Genomic DNA, 21,879 nt, shown 5'->3' with positions numbered 1-21,879 from the left:
CCACCACCTCCCCTTCCCCTCCCGACCGCATCGGAGCCAGCGATGACCACCGAGCACCACCCCACCCCGGCCGCACCCGGCCTCAAGCGTGAACTGAAGGTCGCCGACGCCGCGGCCTTCTCGGTCGGGCTGATCGGCCCCGTCGGTGTCATGGCACTGCTCGGCGCCGGCGCTGCCGGGATCCTCGGCCGCGGCGCCACCTGGGCGTTCGTGTTCGCGCTCGTCGCCGTCTCCCTGGTGGCCTACGGGTTCGTCAAGCTCTCGCGGCACATCGCCCACACCGGGTCCGTCTACGCCACGGTCGGCCTGACGCTCGGCGCCCGTGCCGGGTTCATCGCCGGCTGGGCGCTGTTCTTCGCGTACGTGACCATCGGCGCGGGCTCCGGCATCGAGATCAGCCTGTTCGTCACGCAGCTGCTGAACGACGTCGGGCTGGATGTGTCGCCGGACTGGATCTGGATCACGGTGGTCGCGCTCGCGGTCGTCGTCCTGCTGGGTCGGCGTGAGGTGCACGTGATCACCCGGTCCCTGCTCTACGCCGAGCTCATCGGCGCGGTGCTCGTGACGATCCTCAACGTGGTGGTGCTCGTCCGGCTCGGCGTGGGGGCGGCACCCGCGGGACGGCACCTCAGCTGGGACTTCCTGGCGCTGCCGAGCGGCACCGACGTGGGCCTGATCGCCGGGGCCGCCGTGTTCGGCTTCCTGGCGTTCGCGGGCTTCGAGGGCGCAGCGACCCTGGGCGAGGAGACGAGCAACCCGAAGCGGGACATCCCGAAGGCCCTGAAGATCGCGATCGTCGTCGTGGGTGCCTTCTACCTGCTCTCGATCATCGCGCAGTCGCTCGGGTACGGCACGTCGGCCGCCGGGGTGAAGCAGTTCGCGGGGTCGGCAGCCCCGTACGGCGACCTGGCCCGCACGTACGTCGGCAGCTGGCTCGCCGACCTGCTGACGCTCGCCGCCGTGGTCAGCCTGTTCGCGATCTTCCTCGGCACCCTCTCCGGCGCCGCGCGGGTCCTGTTCGCACTCTCCCGCGACACCGGCATCGCCCGGCCCGTCGCGAAGCTGTCGGCGCAGGGGTCCCCGGTCAACGCGCTGAGCGTCGTCGCGGTCGTCGCCGTCCTCATCGTGATCGGCGAGCGGTTCTCCGGCGCGGCCGTCCTCGACGCGACGTACTGGGCACTGACCGTGGGGACGATCGCCCTGCTCGTCGCCTACGTCCTGGCGACCGTGGGCGCCGTCCGGTTCCTGTTCTTCTCCGGGCGGACGGACACGCCGAAGTGGCAGCTGGTCGTCCCGGTCCTCGCGCTGGCCCTCGTGCTCTACACGATCTACAAGAACGCCGTCGGGCTCGAGGCGCCGTACAGCTGGTTCCCGTACATCGTCGCGGCCTGGCTGGTCATCGGGCTGGCGATCACGTTCCGCAAGGGGCTGGTCGAGCGCGTCGGTGCCGCCCTGGCAGCGTCCACGGGCGCCGACCGGGAGGCTCCTCCCGCGGTCACCGACGCCGGTTCGGTCCCGCCACGGGGCGGCGTCCCGCGCGACGAGGCCGAGGACGTGGTCCGGTGACCCGGGTCGCCGCCGTCCAGCTCGCGCCGCAGGTCGGCGACCTGGACGCCAACCGGGCGACGATCGCCGAGGCGCTCGCCGCGGTGCCGGACGACGTCGACGTCGTCGTCCTGCCGGAGCTCGCCACCAGCGGCTACGTCTTCCGCGACGCAGCGGAGGCCCGGTCGAGTGCCGTCACCGCGACGGACGCGACGGTGTCCGGGTGGGCGACCACGGCCTCCCGACTGTCCGGCGGAGCCGGTGGTGTCGTCGTCGGGGGGTTCGCGGAACTCGGCGACGACGGCGCCGTGTACAACTCCGCGGCGCTCGTCGACCCGACCGGGGTCGTCGGCGTCTACCGCAAGGTGCACCTGTGGGACGGGGAGAAGGCGTGCTTCACGCCGGGGTCGGACGGTCCGCTCGTGGTGGACACGCGCCACGGCCGGATCGGTGTGTCGATCTGTTTCGACGTGGAGTTCCCGGAGTGGACGCGGATGGCGGCGCTCGACGGGGCCGAGCTGCTCGCGGTGCCGACGAACTGGCCGTGGGTGGACCGCCCGGAGGGCGAACGCGCACCCGAGGTGCAGATCGCCATGGCCGCGGCCCGGGTGAACCGGATGGCGATGGCCTGCGCGGACCGGTGCGGCACGGAGCGCGGGGTGGACTGGAACGAGGGCACCTCGATCATCGACCACGACGGATGGGTCCGTGCCGCGACCGGACCGGGCGCGGGCATGGTCGTCGCGGACCTGGACCTGGCGGCGGCGCGCGACAAGACCCTGACGCCCCGGGCGGACCTGCTCGGCGACCGACGGCCCGACCTCTACGGCCCGCTCAGCGCTCGCTGAGGAGTTCGCGCGCCAGGCGTGCGAGCTCGGCGGTCGCCGCCGACAGCACGGCGCCCTCGCGCTCGACGAGTGCGACCGTGTCGTGCACCGGTTCGGCGAACGGGGTCCAGTGCAGGCCCCGAGCAGCCGCTGCCTCGGCGACCGCCCGGGCGATGAAGGTGTCGCCGAGGCCGGACGCCACGAGCGCGAGCGCCGTCTCGACCTGCTCCACCTCGACGTGCGGCTCGAGGGCGACCCCGGCGAGTCGAGCCCGTTCCGCCAGCTGCCGCCGCGTCGGGTCCTTCCACCCGTAGTGCGCGTCGTAGAGCACGAGCCGCCGCGCGGCCATGGCCTCGATCGTCATCGGTGCGTCGGCCACGGACGGGTCGGCGCTCACGAACACGACCTCGTCGCGGCGGAGCGGCGTGACCCGGAGCCCGTCGGTGTCGATCGGCAGCACCACGAGCCCGGCCTCGAGGCCACCCGACGCGACCTCGTTCGCGACCTCGACGGAGTTCAGGCCGATGACGCGCAGACGCACCGCGGGGTGCGCGGCGTGGAACCGCGTCAGCAGTTCGTCGAGGGCGTAGTACTTGGCGTTCCGGAGCAGTCCGAACGACGCTGTTCCGCCGACCAGCGACGTGACCGCGCGGAGGGCCCGGTCCGCCTCGTCGGCCTCGGCGACGATCCGCTCGGCGATCGGCAGCAGGACGGACCCGGCGTCGGTGAGCCCGAGCCGTCGACCGCCCCGGACGAACAGGCGTGTGTCGTAGGTCCCCTCGAGCCGGCGGATGAACTCGGAGACGGACGACTGCGACATGAGCAGGGCCGCAGCGGCCGCCGTGAACGAACCGAGCCGTGCGGCCGCGACGAAGACGCGGAGCTGCACGAGGGTCACGGCGGCAGCCTACGGCCCCGGCGAACGGGCGAACGGGCGAACGGGCGAACGGGCGAACGGGCGAACGGGCGAACGGGCGAACGGGCGAACGGGCGGACGGCCGAACGGCCGGGCGGGCGGCCGGGCGGGGGAGGACGGTCGCGGCTGCGGCCCCACAGCGGCAGCCGCGACCCATCGGACTCCCCACGCACCACCACTCTGCCGTGGTCGAGCAACCGTCACATCATCCCTGAGGCGGAAGTGTGTCCCCGGACACAGCCCGCCGACGCCGGGGCTTCGCCGACCGCGGCGGCACGGCGCGCATGTGGTCCCGCACGGTCCCGAGCACGCGGGCCAGCCCGGCGACGTCGTCCGACGACAGCGGCTCGAGCAGCAGTTGGCGCAGCACCGCGACGTGCCCGGGGAACACCGTCGCCAGCACCTCTCGCCCGGCGTCGGTGACCGACACGACCACGCTGCGCTCGTCCTCGGTCGACGGTCGCCGCGTCACGAGTCCGGCCTGTTCGAGCAGCCCCACCTGGTAGGTCAGCCCGCTGCGGCTGTACACGACCCCGTCGGCCAGGTCGGTCATCCGCAGGCTGCCGTCCGCCGCGTCGCCCAGGGTCGCGAGCAGCTGGAACTGCACGTAGCTCAGGTCACTCGCGTCGCGGAGCTGCTGCTCGACGGTGTGCCGGAGCAGGCTGCCCACCTCGATCAGGGCGAAGTAGGCGCCGAGTTCGTCGGGGCTGAGAGGGCCGGGATCGGCGGGCTGGTGCATCACTCCAGCGTAGGTGCTTCGAGTTCGCAGCAGCATTCCGCAGGTGCCTGCGAGGAGCGGGGGTGAGTGGTGGCAGGATGAGCGCTGGCCGTCTCCCTGGCGGCACAGATCGGGAGTGATCGAGCGTGACCGAGACCCACTCCGCGGCACCCGTCAGCGAGGACACCGCGGCCCCCGAGCACGACGGCCGGATGGGCACCACAGCGCTCGCGCTCGCGGCCCTCGGCGTCGTGTTCGGCGACATCGGGACCAGCCCGCTGTACGCGCTGCGCACCGTGTTCACCATCGACGGCGGGATCGTGAAGCCGATCCCCGAGGACGTCTACGGCGTCATCTCGATGATGTTCTGGAGCATCACGATCATCGTGTCGATCAAGTACGTGCTGGTGCTCATGCGCGCCGACAACAACGGCGAGGGCGGGGTGATGGCGCTCGCCGCCCTGGCACGGCGCCTGTACGCCCAGCGTCGCGGCGGCGCCACGATCTTCCTGGTGATCGGCATCATCGGCGTCTCGCTGTTCTACGGCGACTCCGTGATCACCCCGGCGGTGTCGGTGCTGTCCGCGGTCGAGGGCCTGCAGACCGCGACCCCGGCCATCGGGCACCTCATCGTGCCGATCGCCGCGGTGATCCTCGTGATCCTGTTCGCCGTCCAGCGGTTCGGGACCGGCAAGGTCGGGACGCTGTTCGGGCCGATCATGCTGCTCTGGTTCGTCGTCATCGCGGTCGCCGGCCTGCCGCTGATCGTCCGCCACCCCGGTGTCCTGCAGGGGCTGTCACCGACGTGGGCGATCGCGTTCGTGTTCGCGCACCCGGTCATCTCCTTCGTGGCGATGGGTGCCGTGGTGCTCGTCATCACCGGTGCCGAGGCCCTGTACGCCGACATGGGCCACTTCGGACGCGTGCCGATCCGACGGGCCTGGTTCTTCGTCGTCTTCCCCGCGCTCGTCCTCAACTACCTCGGCCAGGCCGCACTGGTGCTCGAGGACCCCCAGGCCACGAAGGACCCGTTCTTCCTGCTCTTCCCGGACTGGGCGCAGCTGCCCGTGGTCGTCCTGGCCACCGCGGCCACGGTCATCGCGAGCCAGGCCGTCATCTCCGGGGCGTTCTCCCTCACCCGCCAGGCCGTGCAGCTGGGACTCCTGCCGCCGCTGACGATCCGCCAGACCTCGAAGCGCGAGGGCGGCCAGATCTACCTGCCGGCCGTCAACCTGCTGCTGTTCATCGGCGTGATGGCGATCATGCTCGCGTTCCGGTCGTCCGCCAGCCTGGCCACCGCGTACGGGGTGTCCGTCACGGGCGCCCTGGTCACGGACACGATCCTGCTGCTGCTGGTCGTGAAGCCGCTCTGGCACTGGGCGACCTGGAAGCTCGTCGTCGCCGCGGTCGTCTTCGGCGGACTCGAGCTGACGTTCCTGGCCGGCAACCTGTCGAAGGTCATCCACGGCGGGTGGGTGCCGCTCCTCATCGCGCTGGCGGTCATCACGGTGATGACCACCTGGCGCCGTGGGCGGCAGCTGGTGCAGGACGAACGCCGCGCGCGGGAGGGCTCGCTCGACGAGTTCGTCGCGAAGATCAACACCAAGCACGTGCCGCGGGTCAAGGGCATCGCGGTGTTCCCGCACCCGAACAAGGAGACGACCCCGCTGGCACTGCGCGCGAACGTGGAGCACAACCACGTCGTGCACGAGCGGGTCATCATCGTGTCCGTCATCACCGCGAACGTGCCGCACGTGCCGCACGCCAAGGCCTTCACGCGTGACGACCTGGGCTACACGGACGACGGCATCGAGCACGTCACGATCAAGTTCGGGTTCTCGGACGACCAGGACCTGCCGCACGCCCTGCACGCCGCGTGTCTGGCCGAGGTGCTCGACCTGGAGCCGGACGCCATGCAGGACGCCTCGTACTTCATCTCCCGTGGCGCACTCCGGCCGATGCGGGGCAACGGCGGGATGGTGAACTGGCGCAAGCGCCTGTTCGTCGGGCTCGCGCACAACGCGGCCGACCCGTCCTCGCGGTTCGGGTTGCCGCCGCAGCGCACCGTGACGATGGGCAGCGACGTCGAGATCTGACGACGTCCGGACCGTCAGGGACGGCGGACAGGAGGCCCGGTGCCGACCCGCACCGGGCCTCCGGTCCGTCGGTCAGGCGGTCCGCGCCTCGGCGCCGGCCACCAGGGCCGCCGCACGGACGGCGTTCCGCACCACACGGGCCACGTCCGGCGACGTCGAGGTCGCCGGCCACGCGACCACCGTGGTCGCGAGCGGGGCGTCGAGCACGGGGACGGCGACGTGCTCGGGCCACTGCAGCGTCCGGCTGGACCGGGGGATCACGATGACGGTCCGCCCGAGCGCGACGAGCTGGGCGAGCTGCGCCTGCGAGTGCACCTCGGGTCCGGGGCCGTCCGCGTAGGTGCCGTCGACGCGGGGCCAGCGGGCAGCGGGCAGGTCCGGCAGGTCGCGCAGGTCCGCCACGGACAGCGAGGCGCGCGCGGCGAGGCGGTGCGACCGGGGCAGGATCGCGACCTGCTGCTCGGTGCGCAGGTCCTCGGTGTCGAAGCCGGTCAGGTCGTCGTAGGTGCGGTGCATGAGTGCGACGTCGGCGGACCCGTCACGCAGGAACGCCGCCTGCTCGTGCACCTCGCCGAACTGCACGTCGAGCGGCAGGGCCTGCGGGTCGGCCCCCTGCACGTCGAGCAGCGCCTGCAGCAGCTCGTGGTCGGCGCCGGCCTTGACGGCGAGCACCAGTCGCCGGGACGGGGTGCCCGCCCGCCGGGCCCGGCGCCCCGCGGCCGCCATCGCCGCCAGGGCCGGGCGGGCTTCGGCGAGCAGCACGGTGCCGGCCGGCGTGAGCTCCACGCCGCGCGGGGTGCGCTCGAACAGCGCCGCGCCGATCCGGAGCTCGAGCTGGCGGATCGCACGGGACAGCGGCGGCTGCGACATGCCGAGCCGCACCGCCGCGCGCCCGACGTGCTGTTCTTCGGCGACGGTCACGAAGTACCGGAGTTCGCGGGTCTCGAGGTCGTCCACGCGCAGAGCCTACGTCCGGTCGATACCCGCCGGGTATCGCACGGCACCCGATCGGTCTTGGACGTGGTGTCCCGGACGACCGACGATCGAGGCATGACATCAGCAACCACCGCCCTGGTCACCGGGGCGAACAAGGGCATCGGCTTCGCGATCGCGCAGGGACTCGGGAGGCTCGGCACGCGTGTCGTCGTCGGCGCGCGGTCCGGGGCGGCCGGCGAGGAGGCCGTGGCCCGGCTCGCCGCGCAGGGCGTCGACGCGTCGGCCGTCCGGATCGACGTCACCGACGACGCGAGCGTGGCCGCCGCTGCGGCCGAGCTGGACGAGCGGTTCGGCACGCTCGACGTGCTCGTGAACAACGCCGGGATCTCCGGGGCGTTCGACCCCGTGACGTGGGAGCAGGACCCGACGACGATGGACCTCGACGAGCTGCGGCGCATCGTCGACACGAACGTGTACGGCGTCGTGCGGGTGACGAACGCGATGCTCCCGCTGCTGCGACGCTCGGGTGCTCCCCGGATCGTCAACACGTCGAGCAGCATGGGCTCGCTCGGCCGGCAGCCGGGACCCGTGATGGCCGCGTACTCGTCCTCGAAGACCTTCCTCAACGGCATCACCGTGCAGTACGCCCGCGCGTTCGCCGACACCCCGGTGATCGTCAACGCCGCCTGTCCCGGACTCGTCGCGACCGACTTCAACGGGTTCGCGGGCGACCGCGCCCCGGAGCAGGGGGCCGCGATCGCCGTCCGCCTGGCGACGCTGCCCGACGACGGACCCCGCGGCGGGCTCTTCGACGAGGACGGCGTCGTCCCCTGGTGAGTGCCGGGTGACCGTCGCCGTCGTGCTCAGTCCCGCGTGGCGCTCGTCCGCAGCCCGTTCCGGTGTCGCTCCAGCTCCGCCAGCGCATGCACCGTCGCCGGGTCACCCCGGCGCCACCGGTCCACGACGTCCGGCCCGAGCAGCGCCGCCTCGGGCCGGGTCGTGAGTGCACGGAGGGCGAGCAGCTCGGTCCCGCCCGGATGCCCGGCGAGCCGCCGGACCGCGGTCGCGTTCCGGACCGGGACACCGCGCACGAGCAGCCAGACCAGCGCGAGCGCCAGGACCAGCACGACGGCGACCCCGCCGCCCACCAGGTGCGCCAGCCGCAGCGTCGCGTCGTGCTGCTGGGTGCCCGCCGCCGCGATCGCCCCCGCGTGCGAGGACGCGTCCCGCAGCGGCGCGCTGACCGAGTCGCCCGCGAACGGCAGCCTCCCCAGGGCGGTCGCCGCCCGGTCGAGCTGCTCCTGGAAGGCCGAACCGTCACGGCTGACGCGGGTGCCGATCATCGCCAGGCCGCCGATCGCCCGTGCCACCGTGACCCCGAGGACGACCGCCAGGACGCAGCCGACCAGGACGACGACGTCGACGACGAGCTGCCCGGTGCGCTGTGCCGGCCGGGCGCTGTAGAAGACCACCGTGGACGCCGTCGTCCGGGTCACGCGTCGGTCGGGCGGTGCAGCGTGTCGATCCGGTCGTGCAGGGGCTCGGTCTGCCAGCGCGCACCGAACGTGCCGGCAGCGGGGTCGCATCGCACCCAGAGCAGGTGCGGGGTGTCGACGAAGCGCACGGCCACCAGGACCTGGCCGTCGGCCTCCACCGCGGCGCTCGCCGCGGTCGCGTCGGACACCGTCCACGAGCCCTCTCCGAGCGGGACCCGGACCGGGGAGCCGTCCTGCGTCAGCGTCGCTGCCCAGCCGTCGCCGTCCTGCTCGAGCACCACGGTGTCCAGGCCGGGGACCGCGGTGCGGTCGGCGACCGCGAAGTCGGCCCGGGCCTCCAGTCCGGCGGTCTCGAGACGAGCGCCGTCCACCGGTGCCAGCCCGAGGGAGCCGAGCGCGGTCGCGAGCGCCGCGTCGGCATCGGACGAGCCGTCGGCGTCGAGCGCGGGCAGCAGGTGCGCCCAGACCGCGTCGAGGACGGCCTGCATGTCCAGGCTCTGCCCGGTCATGGCCAGGACGACGTCGTGCTCCGGCAGGACCACGCAGAACTGCCCGTACGCGCCGTCGCCGCGGAACCCGTGCCGCGCCATCCAGAACTGGTAGCCGTACCCCTGGCTCCAGTCCGGGTTCTCCTCGTCCGGGTTGGCGACCTGGGTGCGGGTCGCGGCCGCGACCCAGTCCTCGTCGAGGATCCGCGTGCCGTCCCACACCCCGCGCTGCAGGTACAGCTGCCCGAGCTTCGCGATGGTCTCGGTTGTGGCGTAGCAGCCGGAGAACCCGAGCTCGCCGGTGCCGTCGCGCTTCCATGCGACCTGCTCGATGCCCAGCGGGTCGAACAGGCGCGGACGCAGGTACTCGACCAGGGTGCCGCCGCTGACCCGCCGCACGATCTCGGCGAGCGTGTAGGTGCAGGGCTGGTTGTACGCGAAGACCGTGCCCGGGTCCTCGTCGGGCGGCAGGAGCAGGAACCCCCGGACCACGTTGTCGGGGTCGATCGCCCGCGCCCGGTCGAGGGTCTCCGCGCGGTGGCCGCTCGCCATCGCCAGGATGTTGCGCAGGGTCATCGTGCGGCTGCGGGGGGCGGTGACCTCGGTGTCGAGCTCGGGGAAGTGGCTGATCACGGTGCTGTCGAGGTCGAGCAGCCCCTCGCGTGCGGCGATGCCGACGGCCGCCGCGGTGACGCTCTTGCTCAGCGAGTAGAGCAGGTGCGGGCGGTCTGCCGTGTACGGCGTCCACCACCCCTCGGCCGCGACCTGACCATGCCGGAGCAGCACGAGGCCGTGCGGTTCGACCCCGGGGGTCGACTCGAGGGCACCGATGAGGGCCTGGACCCCGGTCGCGTCGATGCCGAGGGCGGACGGGGTGCTGCGCTGGAACGTCGTCGTCACGATCCTGAGCGTATCCACTGTCGGCCTGACATCATCAGGAGGAGCGTTCGAGTCCAGATCGCGCCGCACCCACGACGAGGATCCGCATGCCCTTCTTCACCCCGTCCGCCCCCAGCCCGAGCGACCAGCCGTCGTCCGGAGCCCGGAAGGCCTGGTCGGACTCGTTCGGCGGACTCGCCACCCGGTGCCTGCAGGTCATCATCGTGCTGGTCATCGTGATCGGCATCGTCTACGCCGCGGCCACCCTCAGCGTCGTGACGATCCCGATCCTCATCGCCCTGATCATCGCCTCCGCCATGCACCCGGTCGTCTCGTGGCTGCGCAAGCACCACGTCCCGTCGGTCCTCGCCACCCTCGCCGTGCTGCTCGGGGTGCTCGTCGTGCTCGGGCTGCTCGCCTGGCTCATCGTCGTGGCGGTCGAGAACCAGTGGTCCGACCTGCAGAAGTCCGCGGTCGACGGGTTCCAGCAGCTGCAGGGCTTCGTCACGTCGCTGCCGTTCTCGATCAGCGACTCCCAGATCGACGACGCGACGAAGGCAGCGACCGACTTCGTCACCAGCGCGAAGTTCGGCTCGGGCGCGCTCGCCGGGGCCTCGGCCACCGCGAACTTCCTGACCGGCCTGGTCCTGATGGTCGTCGTGCTGTTCTTCTTCCTCAAGGACGGGCCGAAGATCTGGGAGTTCCTGCTCCGCCCGTTCACCGGCGCCCGCTACGACCGCGCCCGCCGTGTCGGCGACCGCGTCGTCTCGACCCTGGGCGGCTACGTCCGCGGCACGGCGATGGTGGCCGCCGTCGACGCCATCGGCATCGGGGTGGGCATCGCGATCGTCGGCGTGCCCCTCGCGCTGCCGCTGGCGGTCGTCGTGTTCATCACCGCGTTCATCCCGATCGTCGGTGCGACCGCCGCCGGCATCCTGGCCGCCCTCGTCGCGCTGGTCGCACTCGGCCCGGTGCAGGCACTCGTCGTCATCGGCATCGTGATCCTGGTGAACCAGCTCGAGGGCAACTTCCTGCAGCCGGTCCTGATGGGCAAGACGCTGCGCCTGCACGGCCTGGTCATCCTGCTCGGCCTGACCGCCGGCACCGTGCTCGCCGGCATCTTCGGGGCCGTCATCTCGGTGCCGCTGCTCGCCGCGGCGTGGGGTGCGGTCAAGGTCTGGGACGGCCCGGACACCCCCGCCAAGCCGTGGCGACAGAAGCGCTCCGAAGAAGTCGGCGCGCAGTAGTCCTGACCGTGGGTCGGGGGTGCGGTGGATACTGGGGTCGTGCGTGAATCCCAAGCCGCCATCGCCGCGGAGCTCAACGTCCAGCCCGACATCGACCCGGAAGCCGAGGTCGCGCGCCGCGTCGGCTTCCTCCGCGACTACCTGCTGACGACCGGCGCCAAGGGCCTGGTCCTCGCGATCAGCGGCGGACAGGACTCCTCGCTCGCCGGCCGCCTGTGCCAGCTGGCGATCGAGTCGCTCCGGGCCGACGGCCACGACGCGTCCTTCACCACGGTGCGCATGCCCTACCGGGTCCAGGCCGACGAGGACGACGCCCAGCTCGCGCTCCGGTTCATCGCCGCGGCGCCGGGCATCACGGTCAACATCGAGCACGGGGTCGACGGCGTCGTCCGTGACACGCTCGAGTCGGGCGTCGAACTGAGCGACTTCGTCAAGGGCAACGTCAAGGCCCGCATGCGCATGGTCGCCCAGTACGCCGTGGCGGGGCAACAGGGCCTGCTCGTCGTCGGGACCGACCACGCGGCAGAGGCCGTGACCGGCTTCTTCACCAAGTACGGCGACGGTGGTGTCGACCTCACACCGCTCACCGGGTTGACCAAGAGCCAGGGCCGCCAGCTGCTCGAGCACCTCGGCGCTCCGGCGCGGCTGTACGAGAAGGCGCCGACGGCCGACCTGCTCGACGACCTGCCCGGCCAGACGGACGAGGCCAACCTCGGCATGAGCTACGCCGAGATCGACGCCTACCTGCAGGGGCACGACGTCCCGGTCGAGGTCGCCGAGGCGATCGAGGCCCGGTACCGCGCCACCGAGCACAAGCGGCAGGTGCCGGCGACGCCGTTCGACGCCTGGTGGCGTTCCTGACGCAGGTGTCGGTGGCGAACGCCACCGCCTGACCGACGGGAGGCCCGGTGCCAGCTGGCATCCCTCCCTCGCAGGCTCGGTCGGCGCGCCCCGCGCAACGCTTCGCGTTGCCGCTGAGCGGGGCGCGCCCGTTCGTCCTGTGGCCGGGTCAGCCGGCCAGGGCGGCGGCGCGCTCGGCGATCGGTGCGCCGAGCGACGCGCGCACGGCCTTGGTGAGCTCATCGGCGAGCACCTCGTCCTCGCCCTGCTCGACGCCGTCGAACACGGCCGTGACGACCTGTTCCGGCGTGTTCTTCGGGGCGTCGACCCCGTCGGTCATCGGGGTGTCCGTGTAGCCGAGGTAGGCCCCGACGACCTGGACGCCCTCGCCCGCGAGCTCCATCCGGGTCGAGTCGGTGGCCGACCAGAGTCCGGCCTTCGAGACGCCGTACGCCCCGCTGCCGGCCAGCCAGCTGAGGACCGAGGCGACGTTCACGACGGCACCATGCGAGCGTCGCAGCGCCGGAGCGAAGGCGCGGGTGACCAGCAGCGGCCCGACCAGGTTCGTCTCGATCTGCGCTCGGATGTCCTCGAACGGGCCGTCGACCAGCCCACCCGGGCGCAGCTGCCCGGCGTTGTTGACGACGATGGTGACGTCCGGGGCATCGGCCGCGGCGCGGGCGACCGATGCCTCGTCGGCGACGTCGAGCACGAGGGGGACGATGCGGGCGTCGTCCCAGTCGCGGGGGCGGCGTGCGGCGGCGTACACCTTCGTCGCACCGCGGTCGAGGGCCTGGCGCACGAACTCGGTGCCGAGTCCGCCGTTCGCTCCGGTGACCAGGACGATCTGTCCGGCGAGTGTGGTCATGGTGGGTTCCTTCCGTCGGCGCATCGGGTGATGCTGCTGGTGGAGGAAGCAATATGACCGGTCGTCTCATTCCCGGAGTGGGAAGATCGACACATGCCCAAGCCCAGCCTGCGTGACGCGATCGTCGACGCCGCCCTCGTCGAGTTCCACCAGCACGGGTACGCCGGCACCGGGGTCGCGTCGATCACGGGCGCAGCCGGGGCGCCGAAGGGCTCGTTCTACAACCACTTCCGGTCGAAAGCCGACCTGGCGATGGTCGTCGCGGACCGGTTCGCCGCGGCGTCGCCGATCGACGTCCTCGACGACCGTTCGGTGCCGCGCGCGTTGGACCGCATCACGGGCTACTTCGACGCCATGCTCGACCGTCTCGCCGGGATCGACTTCCGGTACGGGTGCCTGCTGGGCAACCTGGCGGTCGACACCGCAACGGACGAGCCGGCGGTGGCGGCGCACGTCGACGGCGTCTTCGACGCGTGGGTCCACCGGCTGGCGGACGCGGTCCGTCTGGCACAGGACCAGGGCGACGTGGCCGCCGACCGTGACCCGGGGCTCGTGGGCGCGCAGCTCGTCGACCTGTGGGAGGGTGCGGCGTTGCGCGCGAAGGCGCGGCGAGACGGTGCGCTCACGCGGCGCGTGGTGACGGACGGGGTGCGGCGGCTGCTGGCGGGGTGACGTCGCCCGCTCAGACCGTGGCAGTCGCAGTGGCGCGACGGTGCGCGGCGGCCGGGTGCGAACCGGGGAGCCGAGCCGGGCCTCCCGTCACGCGCTCCCGCAGCGTCTCGCCGTCCGTGTACCGCTCCGGCAACCGGCCGCGCTCCCGCAGCAGGGGCGTGACGTACGTGCCAAAGTCCCGCACCGTGTCGAACGAGTGGTACTGGCGCAGGTTGATCCCGTCGATCCCGTCGTCGTCGAGCCAGCCCTCGATCTGCTCCGTGACCGCCTCGGGGACGCCGGCGGCCCAGAACGCGCCGTGCCAGGCCTCGTTCACGCGGTCGAGCAGCTCGCCGACGGTGGCGTCGAGTGCGACGCGACCGACCAGGCGCTCGCCGCCCTCGACACCCTCCGCCTCGAGCGCGTCGCGGACGGTCCGGCTGCGGGGGTGCGACAGGGCGTCGAAGGGGACGCTGCCGTGCACGAGCGGGCCCTCCTCGCTCGCGAAGGCGCGGTACTGGGTGACCTTGTCCTCGACCTCGCGCTGGGTCGGTGCCGTGATGACGGCCGCCTGCGTGACGAACCGGACGTCGCCACGGTCACGGCCGGCTGCCTGCGCGGCGTCGCGGACGGCGTCAGCGGTGCGCTGCACGCCGTGCCCACCGGTGAAGACGACCTCGGCGTGCTGCCCGGCGCGCGCGCTGCCGGCGGGGGAGCCCGTCGCCATGAAGAGCGTCGGGGTGCGCTGCGACGACGGCTCGGACAGGTGCGGTCCGGCGACGCTGAAGTGCTCGCCCACGTGGTCGATCGGGTGCACCTTCGCCGGGTCGGTGTAGACGCCACGCTCGGCGTCCCGGAGCACGGCGTCGTCCTCCCACGAGCCCTCCCACAGCTGGTACACGACGTCGAGGTACTCGTCAGCGATCTCGTACCGGGTGTCGTGCGGGATCTCCGTCGCCAGGCCGAAGTTGCGGGCGGCGTTCGGCAGGTAGCTCGTCACGACGTTCCAGCCGACCCGGCCGTTCGTCAGGTGGTCGAGGGTCGACATGCGCCGGGCGAAGGCGAACGGCGGCTCGTAGCTGGTCGAGGCGGTGATGCCGAACCCCAGGTGCTCGGTCACCGCGGCCATCGCCGGCACGACGAGCATCGGGTCGTTGTTCGGGATCTGCAGCCCTTCGCGGAGCGCCGGTGCCGGTGAGCCGCCGTACACGTCGTAGGCGCCCAGGACGTCGGCGATGAAGACCGCGTCGAACTGCCCGGCCTCGGCGGTGCGCGCGAGCTCGGTCCAGTAGCGGATGTCCGTGTAGCGGTGCCGGTTGTTGCCGGGCAGGCGCCAGAGTCCGTGGGTGATGTGCCCGACGCAGTTCATCTCGAAGACGTTGAGCAGGAGACGCTTCGGCATGTCCCGAGGCTACGGACGGTCATCCACCGGTCGCGTGTTCGTGACCTCGTGTGTCATGCCCGGCCATAAGATCGTCGCGGAACAACAGATACAGCATCCCGGTGGGCGACTCGCCGGACGAAGGGGGAGACATGTCGGCTCTGTTCGCACTGGGGGCGGTCCCGGTCATCATCGGCGCGGTCGTGGTCGTCGCGGTCATCGCGCTGGTCTACGCCAAGGCGGTGTACCGCAACGCCGGCGCCGACGAGGCACTGATCATCACCGGCAAGCGTTCGCGCAAGGTCCAGAACGCCGACGGCACCGAGACCGTCGAGTCCGGCATCAAGGTCGTGCTCGGCGCCGGTGTGCTCGTGCGGCCCTTCTTCGAGAAGGTGGCGAAGCTCTCGCTGAGCTCGCGCGCGATCGACATCAACGTCAACGCGCAGGACTCCCGCGGCGTCACGATCGACGTCGAGGCGGTGGCGCTCGTCAAGGTCGGCGAGACCGATGCCTCGATCCGGGCGGCCGCGCAGCGGTTCCTCGGGCAGGAGAAGAAGATCGACGACTTCGCGCGCGAGGTCCTGTCGGGGTCGCTCCGCGCGTCGATCGGTGCCACCGACGTCTCGACGATCATCCGCAACCGCGACCAGCTGACGGTCGCCGTGCTCGACGTCGCCAAGGACGCGCTGCACAGCCAGGGTCTCGACGTCGACTCGTTCGAGATCAAGGGCATCTCGGACCGCAACGAGTACATCAGCGACCTCGGTCGTGCCGAGCGCGCACGGGTCCGTCTTGAAGCCGAGAACGCCGAGGCGCAGGCCGACCGCGAAGCGCGCGAGGCCCGCGCCCGTGCGGACCAGGCCATCGCCGAGGCCGAGAACACCCTGGCCATCCGTCGGGCCGCGCTGCAGCTCGACGCCGACCGAGCCGGTGCCGAAGCCGCCGCGGCCGGTCCGCTCGCCCAGGCCCGCGCCTCCCAGGGCGTCGTCGAGCAGGAGCAGATCACGGCGCAGAAGCGCGCTGAGCTCCGTCGGGCGGAACTCGAGTCCGAGGTCAGCGCCGTCGCCGAGGCGGAAGCGCGGAAGACCCGGGTCGAAGCCGAGGCTGCGGCGGCCGCACAGGTCGAGACCGCCCGCGCGCAGGCGGAGGCCCGGCGCATCGCGGCCGAGGCCGTCGCCGCTGAAGCCCACGCCGAGGCCGAGGCGCGCAAGCTGGCGGCAGACGCATCCCGCGCCGAGGGCGAGGCGATCGCGGACGCCATCCGCGCGAAGGGCTGCGCCGAGGCCGAGGCCACCAAGGCCCAGGCGGACGCCCTCGCCGACCACTCCGAGGCGGTCCTGCGCGTCAAGGCGCTCGAGACCCTGCCCGCCATCGCCCGCGAACTGGCGGCACCGATGGGAGCGATCGACTCGCTGACGGTGGTGTCGTCGGACGGTGCCGGTTCGCTGTCCAAGAGCGTCGTCAGTCAGTTCAGCGAGGTCGACGCGCTGCTCGGGGCCACCGCGGGGTTCACGCTGAGCGACATCGTGAAGAGCACGACGACGGGTCAGGCTGCTGCCCGGGCCGTCGCGCGCGAGACGGCTGACGTCCCGACCGACTGACCTGACTAGCGGTCGTCGGACCTCGGGTGGCGGCGGTCGTCGGACCCCGGGCGGCGGCGCTCGTCGGCGGTGTCCTCGGTGTCGCGGCGGGTGTCCTCACCGGACCGCTGGCGCTGGTCGTCCGACACGCGTCGCTGCTCGGGCTCACGCTCGTGCTGGCGAGCGCTGCGCGGGTCGGCGTCGTGCCCGTCGGCGTCGTGCTGCTCGGGCAGGCCCTCGGCGAGTTCCGCGTCGTGGCGGTCACGGTCGGCCGCCATCCGCTCCTGCCAGACGATGCTGCGGGCAGCGCCCTCGAGCACGTCGTCGACCGAGCGGCCGGTCTGGGCCGCCAGCGCGCCGCTCAGGCCGGCGGTCAGGGTCCCTCCGGCCGAGGCCAGTCGCTGCACGACTTCCTCTTGGCGGGGCGTCAGCGGTTCGTCGACCAGCCCGTCGACGGTCTCGCGGATGTTCTCCTCGCTGGCGTCGAGGGCCGACTCGTCACCGGAGTGCAGCGCCGCCGCCTCGCCGACGACGACGAGTCCGAGACGGGCGGCGTCCTCTTCGGGACGGGTGCTTGCGTGCTCGTCGCTCATTGGGTGGACCGTACGCGCGGGACCAGCGCGCTTCCTGGACAGGTGGGGGACCTGCTGCCGGACGGCCCCGTCACCGGGTGTGACGTCCACGCCGCCCGACGTGCAGCTGGACGGCGCCGACCGGCGCCGGCTGGTCGTCCGAGCGGCCGACCAGGACCACGCCGCCACGTGCTGCCGCGGCCTCGATCGCGCTGTGGACGACCAGCACCGATGCAGGGTCGAGCTCGCTCGTGGGGTCGTCCAGCACGGTCAGCGACGCGCCCGTGACGAGCGCCCGTGCCAGGGCCACGCGCTGCTGCTGCCCGCCGGAGAGTTGCTCGGCGAGGTTGTCGCGGACGGCACCGGGGACGCCGACGGCGTCGAGCGCGCCGACCACCGCCTCGCCGGTCGAGCTGTCACCGCGACCTGGGCCGGCATGGGCCAGGACCCCGAGTGCCACGTTCTCGGTGGCGGTCAGCGCGCCGAGCAGCCCGTGGTCGCGGGACATCACGGCGACGGCCGGGACCGTGCCCGGGGGCGTCGGCGCCGGCGACGGGGCCGCGTCGTCGTCCAGCGTGACGGTGCCTTCGGTCTGCGTGCCGGACGGCACCGGGAGGAGCGGTTCCGATCCCGCGGTCCCGGCGACCTCGGCCGCGATCGCCGCCAGGACGGCGGAGACCTCGGCGCCGTCGCTGCCGGTCAGGACGGCGAGCGTCCCGGCAGGGAAGGTCCCGTCCAGCAGGAAGACCTCGCGGTCCCCGGTGCGGACGACGAAGCGGTCGAAGTGCAGGGCGCTCATCGGGCAGCCCCGCCCTGGCCCAGGGGATCGAGCCCCTCCTGGACGTCCTGAACCGCGTCGTCTGCGTGCCGGATGCGCAGCCCGCCGACGCCGTCCGGTTCGACCGTGACCAGGGAGCCGGTCGGCCAGTCCCCGCGCAGGTGCTGCGGGATCGGCACGGACCCGTCCGCGGCGACCACGGCACGGCGCCCCGACCCGGAGTCCTCCTCGCCGACGCGTCCGTCGCGCAGGTGGATCATCCGCTCCATCCGGCGGGCGACCCGTTCGTCGTGGGTGACGAGCAGCACCGCGATCCCCTCGCGGGTGGTCTCGTTGACGAGCAGGTCGAGCAGGTCGTCACGGGCCTGGCCGTCCAACCGGCTGGTGGGTTCGTCCGCGAGCAGCAGCCGTGGGCGGGGAGCGAGGGCGACCGCGAGCGCGGTGGTCTGGCGGTGCGAGACCGACAGGTCGGCGACAGGGCGGTCGTCGTCCGGCACGCCGCCGGCCCGCAGGACACGGTCGCCGAGGGCGGTGTCCCGGCCGGGGACCCCACGGATCGACCAGGCGACGTTCGCCCGCGCCGACTCGTGTCCGATGAGGTTGACGTCCGCCCCTTGCAGCATGAGCCCGAGCACGTCGCGGCGCAGCCGTTCCAGGTCGCGCCGGCCCGCCGTGCCGAGGTCCTGCTCGCCGATCGTCACCGTGCCGGCGCTCGGGCGCATCAGGCCGGCCGCGATCGACAGCAGGGTCGACTTGCCCGAGCCGGAGGGACCGAGCAGGGCCACACGCTGCCCGGGCGGGACGGTCAGGTCGACACCCCGGAGCGCGGCGACGTCGACCTCGGCCTCGCGGTACACGTGCACGAGCCCCGCGGCGCGGAAGGCCGGGGCGACCGGCGTCCCCGGCGGGGTCGGGGTGGTCAGGTCGCTCACGAGTCGCCTCCGGTGGGCGGTGTCCTGGTCACGGCGCGGGCGATGACGACCGCGACGACGAGCGTGACGAGCACGGTCACGGCCGTCACCACGAGCACGGTGACCGGTCCGACCGTGATGCCCATGGGCGGCACCGCCGCGGCGCGCAGCGGCAGCCGCGCCGCGGTCAGGAGGGTCGCGGCGGTCCCGGCGACGGCGCCGACCACGGCGGCGACCGCGGCCGGCAGGAACGTCTCGAGCAGGACTGCGCGCCGGAGCGCCCGCGGGCCGAAGCCGGCGGTCCGGAGCACGGCGACGTCCTCCCGGCGGGCCCTGGTCCCGATCGCGCCGACACCGGCGACGACGAGCAGCGTCAGGACGAGGGCGGCCCCGGCCAGCGGGAGACCGACGAGCGCACCGCGCACGCGGGGGTTGTGTTCCGCGGTGCGTTCGGCGTTCGCGAGCGTCCGGTGGCCGGTCACCGTGATCCCGTGTGATGCCAGGGCCGTCGTCACGCGGTGCTGGGCACCGGGCGCGACCCACACCTCGTGGTCGGCGCTCGTGCCGACCGGGTCGGACACCCGGCCGGCGGTGGACAGGTCCACCAGCGCGCCGTCGTCGAGGACCCGCGGCAGCGCCGGGGCCTTCCCGACGACCCGCAGGACGAGCGACTCGCCGTTCAGCCCGAGGCCGATCACCGCGCCGTCCACGCCCGCGAAGGGCTGCAGCGCGGTCGCGCGTCCGACGACTGCGGGGAGCGGTTCCGGGGCGTCCCGGGGCTGGATCGCCGGCGTGCCCTGGCCGCTCGGGTCGACCCACGACACCCGCATCCCGGTGCGTTGCTCGCCGAGGGTCGCGCTCGGACCGCCGCTCGGCAGGCTGTTCTCGCCGATGCGGTTCCGCCACCGTTCCGGGTCGAGCCAGGACCGTCCGACCGTGGTCCCGTCGACGGCGATGTCCGTGATCGTGGCACCCAGTCCGTAGGGGGTGGCCTCGGACGAGTGGCTCTGCAGCCCCAGCCAGACGAGTCGGCAGCCGTCGTCGCACGGCACGGAACCGGCGGGGCTGGTCAGGGTCCCGGCGCGGACTCCGCCGAAGTCCACCCGGTGCCAGCCTCCGGCGGCCTGGACGACCGCGACCAGGTCGACGTCGTCCGGGGAGGCCGTGGTCACGTCCTGCGCCACGGTGCCGTCCGGCGCGCCGACCTCCGCCAGCGTGACCGAGAGCTGGTCGCCGGTGACCCGGAAGGCCGTGCCGGTCGACGGCCGCAGGAGCCGTTCCAGGGTCGCGACGTCACGCCCACCCCAGGCCGGGTCCCAGGCGCTGACCGCCGCCAGTCGGGTGGTGTCGACGGCGATGAGCCGGCCCACGCCCGCTCCGTCCGTCGTGCGCTCGACGGCCATGGCTGACCGCCCGCCGGGGTCGACGTCCCGCACGGCCTGCACGAACGACGTCCCCTCGTCGACCTGCACGTCGAGGACGCTCGCCGCGCCGAGGGTCGCCGCGGCTCGGTCGTCCGCCAGCCGGACGGCCAGCACGGCGGTCTGGGCGGACGACACTGCGAGGGCCACACCCAGGACGACCATGACGGCGGTGGTGAGCACCGAAGGCGTCCTGGCGATGCGGCGCAGCACGAGCAGCTCGGTGAGGGAGCGTGCCGGGCGGGCAGCACGTCGCCGGACCACGGCGACCCCGACCCGGAGTGCGACCACCCCCAGCAGGATCGCGACGAGCGTCGGGGCCAGCAGTGCGACGCCGGGCCCGGAGATCCGCGGTTGGGTCACGACGGCCGCGATCCCGACGACGGCCGCGATCACGGCGACGGCCTGCACGACGGCGCCGGTCCGGGACAGCGTCCGGGGTTCGGTGACCCGACGGAGCAGGTCGACGAGGGGCAGCCGCGACGCCCGGGAGCTCGCGACGACGAGCGCGGTGAGCGACCCGACCAGTGAGGCGCCCAGGGCGGCGAGCACGGGTGCCCGGAAGGGCTCGACCGCGGGCGCACCCCCACCGAGCAGCAGCGGTGTGCACAGGGCAGCCGCAGCGACGCCGACGACCGCTCCGACGGCTGCTCCCGCGACGGTCGCGATCACCGGTTCGAGCAGGACCGCGACGAGTCGTCGGCGTGCCGGGAGCCCGCGCAGCCGGGCGAGACCCCACTCGGCCGCCCGGGCCTGACCGATCCGCCCGGCGACGACCCCCTGCGCGAACCACGCGAGCACGATCGCCTGCAGTGCCGCGACGGCGACGGTCACTGTCGCGGCGTCGTTGCCGTCCGCGACCCGGTCGACCAGCACGTCGATCCGTTGCTGGACCGACACGGCGGACTCGGCACCGTCCGCGCTGAGGGTGGCGTCGCGGACGTCGGCCACGTCCTGCACCACCGCGGGGACGTCGTCGAGCTGCAGCCCCGGCCGGAGGGTCCGGACCGACCAGACGTTCCCCTCGAGCAGCAGCGTGTCGAACCCGCCGAGGGACATCACCAGGTCCGGGTCGGCGTCGCCACCGCTGCCGAAGGCCTTGCCCACGCCGCCGACGATCCGGCCCACCCGGGTGCCCGTGTCGTAGGTCCCGACCACGCGCACGGTCAGGGTATTCTCCGGCACGGACATCACCGAGACGCGGAGCGCCGTGCCGGTGCTGAGCCCGGAGCCCGTCGCGGCGAGGACCTGGTCCGGTCCGGACGGGCAGACGCCGCTGCGCAGCCCGAGCTCGCGGCAGTCGTTCGACAACCCGGCGAGCTGCACGGTGCTGGTCTGCGTCGGCGATGCACCCGGCACGGTGAAGGACACCGGGGCAGCGGACTCCGCCACGACGACCCCGGGCAGCCACCGTCGTGCGTTCGACGCCGAGGACGTGGTCGCGACGACCGCACCCTGCGCCTCGCTCAGCTGCTGATAGGGGATCTCGGCCGACGCCGCGATCGACGTGCCCGTGACGCCGGCGCCGTCGAGGGCGTCGTCCAGCGTGGTCTGCTCGACGGCGCGCAGCAGCAGCGGGGCGAGGACCGAGACGACGGTCGCGACGAGGGCCAGGAGTGCGAGGACGACGGCGGCGGACGGTCGGCGACGGACACTGCGCGACCAGAACACCGGCACCCCCTCGTGCGGTCGGCGTCAGCGCCGACCTCGGCAGTCTGGCACAGGCGCC

The 21,879-nt window shown here is 73.1% G+C and carries 19 protein-coding genes; 8 read left to right on the top strand and 11 right to left on the bottom strand.

Going from position 1 to position 21,879, the window contains the following annotated elements:
- Positions 1–42 precede the first annotated feature (42 nt).
- Positions 43–1,566 (top strand): APC family permease, encoded by a 1,524-nt coding sequence (locus DEJ13_RS15210; protein ID WP_111106445.1) that lies wholly within the window; start codon positions 43–45, stop codon positions 1,564–1,566.
- Positions 1,563–2,393 (top strand): nitrilase-related carbon-nitrogen hydrolase, encoded by an 831-nt coding sequence (locus DEJ13_RS15205; protein WP_111106446.1) that lies wholly within the window; start codon positions 1,563–1,565, stop codon positions 2,391–2,393. Before DEJ13_RS15210 ends, DEJ13_RS15205 begins: the two co-directional genes overlap by 4 nt.
- Here the strand turns inward: DEJ13_RS15205 and DEJ13_RS15200 are convergent.
- Entirely contained in the window at positions 2,380–3,270 is an 891-nt protein-coding gene (locus tag DEJ13_RS15200; protein ID WP_056120686.1) for a LysR family transcriptional regulator, read from the bottom strand. The two genes, DEJ13_RS15205 and DEJ13_RS15200, sit on opposite strands and share 14 nt — an antisense overlap.
- Before the next feature lie 223 nt (positions 3,271–3,493).
- On the bottom strand, positions 3,494–4,027 hold the full coding sequence (locus tag DEJ13_RS15195; RefSeq protein WP_111106448.1) for a MarR family winged helix-turn-helix transcriptional regulator: 534 nt from the start codon (positions 4,025–4,027) through the stop codon (positions 3,494–3,496).
- Positions 4,028–4,152: 125 nt separating this feature from the next.
- On the opposite strand from DEJ13_RS15195, the gene DEJ13_RS15190 reads away from it, so the two are divergent.
- Entirely contained in the window at positions 4,153–6,102 is a 1,950-nt protein-coding gene (locus tag DEJ13_RS15190; RefSeq protein ID WP_056120693.1) for a potassium transporter Kup, read from the top strand.
- A 72-nt stretch (positions 6,103–6,174) separates the two neighbouring features.
- On the opposite strand, the gene DEJ13_RS15185 is transcribed toward DEJ13_RS15190, so the two are convergent.
- Positions 6,175–7,059 (bottom strand): LysR family transcriptional regulator, encoded by an 885-nt coding sequence (locus tag DEJ13_RS15185; protein ID WP_111106449.1) that lies wholly within the window; start codon positions 7,057–7,059, stop codon positions 6,175–6,177.
- A 93-nt stretch (positions 7,060–7,152) separates the two neighbouring features.
- Here DEJ13_RS15185 and DEJ13_RS15180 point away from each other — a divergent pair, with 93 nt between their 5' ends.
- Positions 7,153–7,875 carry an SDR family oxidoreductase gene (locus DEJ13_RS15180; RefSeq protein ID WP_111106450.1) on the top strand — a complete coding sequence of 241 codons (723 nt, stop codon included), beginning with the start codon at positions 7,153–7,155 and terminating at the stop codon, positions 7,873–7,875.
- A gap of 26 nt (positions 7,876–7,901) precedes the next feature.
- On the opposite strand, the gene DEJ13_RS15175 is transcribed toward DEJ13_RS15180, so the two are convergent.
- Together DEJ13_RS15175 and DEJ13_RS15170 are read right to left on the bottom strand one after the other, a co-directional pair.
- Entirely contained in the window at positions 7,902–8,534 is a 633-nt protein-coding gene (locus DEJ13_RS15175; RefSeq protein ID WP_111106451.1) for a hypothetical protein, read from the bottom strand.
- Entirely contained in the window at positions 8,531–9,922 is a 1,392-nt protein-coding gene (locus DEJ13_RS15170) for a serine hydrolase domain-containing protein (protein ID WP_258374056.1), read from the bottom strand. The genes DEJ13_RS15175 and DEJ13_RS15170 overlap by 4 nt, the downstream gene beginning before the upstream one ends.
- An 86-nt stretch (positions 9,923–10,008) precedes the next feature.
- Between DEJ13_RS15170 and DEJ13_RS15165 the strand changes: the two genes are divergently transcribed.
- Positions 10,009–11,148: an AI-2E family transporter gene (locus DEJ13_RS15165; RefSeq protein WP_056120704.1), complete on the top strand. Its 1,140-nt coding sequence runs from the start codon at positions 10,009–10,011 to the stop codon at positions 11,146–11,148.
- Positions 11,149–11,187: 39 nt separating this feature from the next.
- The gene (gene nadE, locus DEJ13_RS15160) at positions 11,188–12,009 is read left to right on the top strand and encodes an NAD(+) synthase (RefSeq protein WP_111106452.1); all 822 of its coding nucleotides are present in this window, start codon (positions 11,188–11,190) and stop codon (positions 12,007–12,009) included.
- A gap of 148 nt (positions 12,010–12,157) precedes the next feature.
- On the opposite strand, the gene DEJ13_RS15155 is transcribed toward nadE, so the two are convergent.
- Positions 12,158–12,856 carry an SDR family oxidoreductase gene (locus DEJ13_RS15155; RefSeq protein ID WP_111106453.1) on the bottom strand — a complete coding sequence of 233 codons (699 nt, stop codon included), beginning with the start codon at positions 12,854–12,856 and terminating at the stop codon, positions 12,158–12,160.
- Between the two features lie 93 nt (positions 12,857–12,949).
- Between DEJ13_RS15155 and DEJ13_RS15150 the strand changes: the two genes are divergently transcribed.
- Positions 12,950–13,528: a TetR family transcriptional regulator C-terminal domain-containing protein gene (locus tag DEJ13_RS15150; RefSeq protein WP_111106454.1), complete on the top strand. Its 579-nt coding sequence runs from the start codon at positions 12,950–12,952 to the stop codon at positions 13,526–13,528.
- A 10-nt stretch (positions 13,529–13,538) separates the two neighbouring features.
- Here DEJ13_RS15150 and DEJ13_RS15145 read toward each other — a convergent pair whose 3' ends face one another.
- Positions 13,539–14,909: an NtaA/DmoA family FMN-dependent monooxygenase gene (locus tag DEJ13_RS15145; protein WP_111106455.1), complete on the bottom strand. Its 1,371-nt coding sequence runs from the start codon at positions 14,907–14,909 to the stop codon at positions 13,539–13,541.
- A 131-nt stretch (positions 14,910–15,040) separates the two neighbouring features.
- Between DEJ13_RS15145 and DEJ13_RS15140 the strand changes: the two genes are divergently transcribed.
- Positions 15,041–16,489 carry an SPFH domain-containing protein gene (locus DEJ13_RS15140; protein ID WP_111106456.1) on the top strand — a complete coding sequence of 483 codons (1,449 nt, stop codon included), beginning with the start codon at positions 15,041–15,043 and terminating at the stop codon, positions 16,487–16,489.
- A gap of 5 nt (positions 16,490–16,494) precedes the next feature.
- Here DEJ13_RS15140 and DEJ13_RS15135 read toward each other — a convergent pair whose 3' ends face one another.
- The 4 genes from DEJ13_RS15135 to DEJ13_RS15120 all read right to left on the bottom strand — a co-directional run bounded on the left by DEJ13_RS15135 (position 16,495) and on the right by DEJ13_RS15120 (position 21,821).
- Positions 16,495–17,061: a hypothetical protein gene (locus tag DEJ13_RS15135; protein WP_111106457.1), complete on the bottom strand. Its 567-nt coding sequence runs from the start codon at positions 17,059–17,061 to the stop codon at positions 16,495–16,497.
- 70 nt (positions 17,062–17,131) lie between these two features.
- Entirely contained in the window at positions 17,132–17,839 is a 708-nt protein-coding gene (locus DEJ13_RS15130; protein WP_111106458.1) for an ABC transporter ATP-binding protein, read from the bottom strand.
- Positions 17,836–18,750, bottom strand: a complete 915-nt coding sequence (locus tag DEJ13_RS15125) for an ABC transporter ATP-binding protein (protein ID WP_111106459.1) — start codon at positions 18,748–18,750, stop codon at positions 17,836–17,838. The genes DEJ13_RS15130 and DEJ13_RS15125 overlap by 4 nt, the downstream gene beginning before the upstream one ends.
- Positions 18,747–21,821 (bottom strand): FtsX-like permease family protein, encoded by a 3,075-nt coding sequence (locus DEJ13_RS15120; protein ID WP_146245202.1) that lies wholly within the window; start codon positions 21,819–21,821, stop codon positions 18,747–18,749. Before DEJ13_RS15120 ends, DEJ13_RS15125 begins: the two co-directional genes overlap by 4 nt.
- Positions 21,822–21,879: the final 58 nt, after the last annotated feature.

Source organism: Curtobacterium sp. MCLR17_007 (assembly GCF_003234655.2).
GTDB lineage: Bacteria > Actinomycetota > Actinomycetes > Actinomycetales > Microbacteriaceae > Curtobacterium.
This window is presented reverse-complemented; position numbering and strand designations above follow the sequence as displayed.

Bases quoted from the DNA above. Each gene is read 5' to 3' on its own strand.
- DEJ13_RS15210 (WP_111106445.1), top strand. From the start codon at position 43: ATGACCACCGAGCACCACCCCACCCCGGCCGCACCCGGCCTCAAGCGT.
- DEJ13_RS15195 (WP_111106448.1), bottom strand. From the start codon at position 4,027: ATGCACCAGCCCGCCGATCCCGGCCCTCTCAGCCCCGACGAACTCGGC.
- DEJ13_RS15180 (WP_111106450.1), top strand. From the start codon at position 7,153: ATGACATCAGCAACCACCGCCCTGGTCACCGGGGCGAACAAGGGCATC.
- DEJ13_RS15165 (WP_056120704.1), top strand. From the start codon at position 10,009: ATGCCCTTCTTCACCCCGTCCGCCCCCAGCCCGAGCGACCAGCCGTCG.
- DEJ13_RS15155 (WP_111106453.1), bottom strand. From the start codon at position 12,856: ATGACCACACTCGCCGGACAGATCGTCCTGGTCACCGGAGCGAACGGC.
- DEJ13_RS15150 (WP_111106454.1), top strand. From the start codon at position 12,950: ATGCCCAAGCCCAGCCTGCGTGACGCGATCGTCGACGCCGCCCTCGTC.
- DEJ13_RS15145 (WP_111106455.1), bottom strand. From the start codon at position 14,909: ATGCCGAAGCGTCTCCTGCTCAACGTCTTCGAGATGAACTGCGTCGGG.
- DEJ13_RS15140 (WP_111106456.1), top strand. From the start codon at position 15,041: ATGTCGGCTCTGTTCGCACTGGGGGCGGTCCCGGTCATCATCGGCGCG.
- DEJ13_RS15135 (WP_111106457.1), bottom strand. From the start codon at position 17,061: ATGAGCGACGAGCACGCAAGCACCCGTCCCGAAGAGGACGCCGCCCGT.
- DEJ13_RS15130 (WP_111106458.1), bottom strand. From the start codon at position 17,839: ATGAGCGCCCTGCACTTCGACCGCTTCGTCGTCCGCACCGGGGACCGC.